The organism is Streptomyces apricus (assembly GCF_008369065.1).
Lineage (GTDB): Bacteria > Actinomycetota > Actinomycetes > Streptomycetales > Streptomycetaceae > Streptomyces > Streptomyces apricus.
Genome location: NZ_VDFC01000002.1, coordinates 44246 through 47446 on the forward strand (window position 1 = coordinate 44246; position 3201 = coordinate 47446).

3 protein-coding genes and 1 pseudogene are annotated in these 3201 nt (G+C 72.7%); all 4 read left to right on the plus strand.

The window, feature by feature from the left end; translation table 11 throughout:
* On the plus strand, window positions 1-1244 hold a 1244-nt coding region (locus FGF04_RS00385), incomplete at its 5' end, for a DUF4190 domain-containing protein (protein WP_235882105.1).
* A gap of 222 nt (window positions 1245-1466) precedes the next feature.
* Window positions 1467-2192, plus strand: a pseudogene (locus tag FGF04_RS00390) (GntR family transcriptional regulator); the annotation flags it as partial.
* A 279-nt stretch (window positions 2193-2471) separates the two neighbouring features.
* A complete protein-coding gene (locus FGF04_RS00395; protein ID WP_149509141.1) occupies window positions 2472-2654 on the plus strand; it encodes an SPOR domain-containing protein in 183 nt (60 codons plus the stop codon).
* A 140-nt stretch (window positions 2655-2794) separates the two neighbouring features.
* On the plus strand, window positions 2795-3190 hold the full coding sequence (locus FGF04_RS00400; protein WP_149509142.1) for a (deoxy)nucleoside triphosphate pyrophosphohydrolase: 396 nt from the start codon (window positions 2795-2797) through the stop codon (window positions 3188-3190).
* The last annotated feature ends 11 nt before the right edge of the window (window positions 3191-3201 follow it).

Genomic DNA, 3201 nt, shown 5'->3' on the forward strand with positions numbered 1-3201 from the left:
GCCCCCAGCCCCCACCGGGACCGCCGCCGCAGGGCCCGTACGGCGGGTATCCGGGGTACCCCGGGCAGGGTCCGTATCCGCCGCCGCAGGGACAGGTGCCGTACGGGCACCAGGCCTGGGGACACGGCTGGTCCCCGTACCCCGCTCCGGCACCCGTCAACGGGCTCGCGATCGCCTCGCTCGTGCTCGGGCTGCTGTGCTTCCTGCCGGTCGTCGGGCTGCTCCTCGGGATCTTCGCGCTGCGGCAGATCGGGGAGAGGGGCGAGCGCGGCAAGGGCATGGCCGTCGCGGGGATGGTCCTGTCCGGCATCGGCACCGCCGTCTTCGCGCTCGCCCTCCTCGGCGGTGGCGCGTTCGGGTTCTGGGAGGAGGCCGGGGAGCGCGCGCGGGAGGCGGGCGGGAACGGCGCCACCTTCTCCGTGGACACGGGCGAGTGCTTCGACACCCGGGGCGGCTCCCTGGAGGGCACGGCCTACGACGTCGACACGGTGTCCTGCGAGGGCGAGCACGAGGCCGAGGTGTTCGCCACCTTCGAGATGGCGGACGGCGCCTACCCGGGCGACGGCGCCGTCGTCGACGCCGCCGACGACAAGTGCTACACGCTGCAGTACTCCTACGCGATGGACTCCTGGGCGATCCCGGACGACGTCGACGTCTACTACTTCACGCCCACGCGCGACAGCTGGGGCCTCGGGGACCGCGAGATCAGCTGCCTGTTCGGCAACGTGGACGAGAAGGGCAGCCTGACCGGGTCGCTGCGCCAGGACCCGACGACCCTCGACGCCGACCAGCTCGTCTACCTGGAGGCCGCCCAGGTCCTCAACCGGGCGATGGACGCGGCGCCCGAGGAGCCGTACGTCGAGGACGACCTGCCCGGTCACAAGAGGTGGGCCACCAGGGTCTCGGCCGCCCTCACCGAACAGGCCGGCATGCTCCGCGGCCACGAGTGGCCGGCCGACGCGAGGAAGCCGGTCGCCGCGATCGTCGAGGACCTGGAGGCGGCACAGGAGGAATGGGCCGCGGCGGCGAAGACCTCCGACCCGGACACCTTCTACGAGCACTACGGCGCCGCGCTCGACCTCACCGACGGGAAGAAGACGGTCGCGGCCCGCAAGGCCCTGGGCCTCGCGACCACTCCGCCCGCCTCCTACGAGGACGGCGGTGAGGACGGCGACGGGGGCGACGGCGGCGGAAGCGGAAGCGGCGGCGGCGACAGCGGAGAGGGCGGCGGCATCCAGGTGTGACGAGGTGCCGGGGTGCCGGGGTGACGGGGTGCCCGAGTGCAGGGGTGACGGTGCGTCGGGGGAACGAGGGGACGAGAGGGGCGTCGCGGTGGAAAGCGGCCGCCCAAAACCCCTGACAGCCTGACATCATCACATCGGGTGAATCTCTGGCCCCTGCTTGCCTGCTGCAACCTACGGTCGCCACTCTGTTGCTGTCTGTACGACCGCAACGGGGAGTGGCCAGTGACATTCGGTGAGCAGCCGGCGTATCTGCGCGTCGCGGGTGATCTTCGCAGAAAGATCGTCGACGGATCACTGCCACCGCACACCCGGCTCCCGTCACAGGCCCGGATCCGCGCCGAGTACGGGGTCTCGGACACGGTCGCCCTGGAGGCCCGCAAGGTGCTGATGGCCGAGGGGCTGGTCGAGGGCCGCTCCGGGTCCGGCACGTACGTGCGCGAGCGCCCGGTGCCCCGCCGCATCGCCCGGTCCGGGTACCGGGCCGACAGCGGCGCGACCCCGTTCCGCCAGGAGCAGGCCGACCTGTCGGCGCGCGGTACGTGGGAGTCGCACAGCGCACAGACCGAGGCGAGCGGTGCCGTCGCCGAGCGGCTCGGCATCGAGGCCGGCGAGCGGGTGATGTGCACGAAGTACGTGTTCCGGGACGCGGGCGAGGCGATGATGCTCTCCACCTCGTGGGAGCCCCTCGCCGTCACGGGCCGCACCCCGGTGATGCTCCCGGAGGAGGGCCCCCTCGGCGGGATGGGCGTGGTCGAGCGGATGGCCGCCATCGACGTGGTCGTGGACAACGTCACGGAGGAGGTGGGCGCCCGGCCCGGCCTCGCCGAGGAGCTGTCGGCGCTCGGGGGCGTGCCGGGCCATGTCGTGCTCGTCATCCAGCGCACGTACTACGCCTCCGGCCGCCCGGTCGAGACGGCGGACGTGGTCGTGCCGGCGGGGCGGGGGCGCCGCCCGGTGAGTTCGCGCGCCGGTGGAATCCGGTCGATTCCGGCAGGGGGCCGTACACCGTTCCCGTGCTGCTGGTGGGACCGGCAGGGGACGTCAGGGGGTGCATCCGGAAGGATGCGCCCCCTTCGTGCTGGCCGGTTGCCTACCCCGGTCGTATCTCGTTGTGCAAAGCCGTATTCGCTGCGTGAAGGTAAGGCGTAGGCTCGGGCATATGCGGATTGCGGTTTCCTTATGTGACGAGCCCCGGGGCCGACCGGGGGCGGGCAGTGGAGGGGTGCGATGAACGACGGCACGATCACACTTCCCTGGCTCGTCGTACGACAGGACGACAACGGCAATCGCTACCGGGTCGGCAGGTACGCGACCAGGGGCGAGGCGCAGAAGATGGCGGACAGCCTCGATGTCCGCGGGCACAAGCAGCTGTACTGGGTGGAACGGGTCGCGCAGAACGGCACCGGGTGAGCCGTGCCGGATGATGCGTGCCGTTCGTGCCGGGTGTGCCGGCCGGGACGTTCGTGGCGCCCGGACCGTTCGCGGCGTCCGGACCGGTCGTGGCGGGTGGCCGTGCCGGGGGTGCGCGGGGCTGTCGTAGGCTCCGCCGCATGACCGAACGGATCGTGGTGGTCGGGGCCGCCGTGCTGCGCGACGGGTGCCTCCTGGCGGCTCGCCGCAGTGCGCCCGCGGAGCTGGCGGGGCGCTGGGAACTGCCCGGCGGGAAGGTCGAACCCGGCGAGGAGGCCGAGGAGGCCCTCGTCCGGGAGCTCCGGGAGGAGCTGGGGGTCGAGGCGGCTGCGGTCCGGCGGGTGCCGGGGGAGTTCCCGCTCCGTGAGCCGTATGTGCTGCGGGTCTGGACGGCCCGGCTGCTGGAGGGCTCGCCCGAGCCCAAGCCGCTGCAGGACCACGACGAGTTGCGGTGGCTGCCGCCCGACGAGGTGTGGGACGTCGAGTGGCTCGACCAGGACGTGGCCGCGGTGCTGGAGGTCGTGCGGGGGGTCTGAGCGGGTTTCCC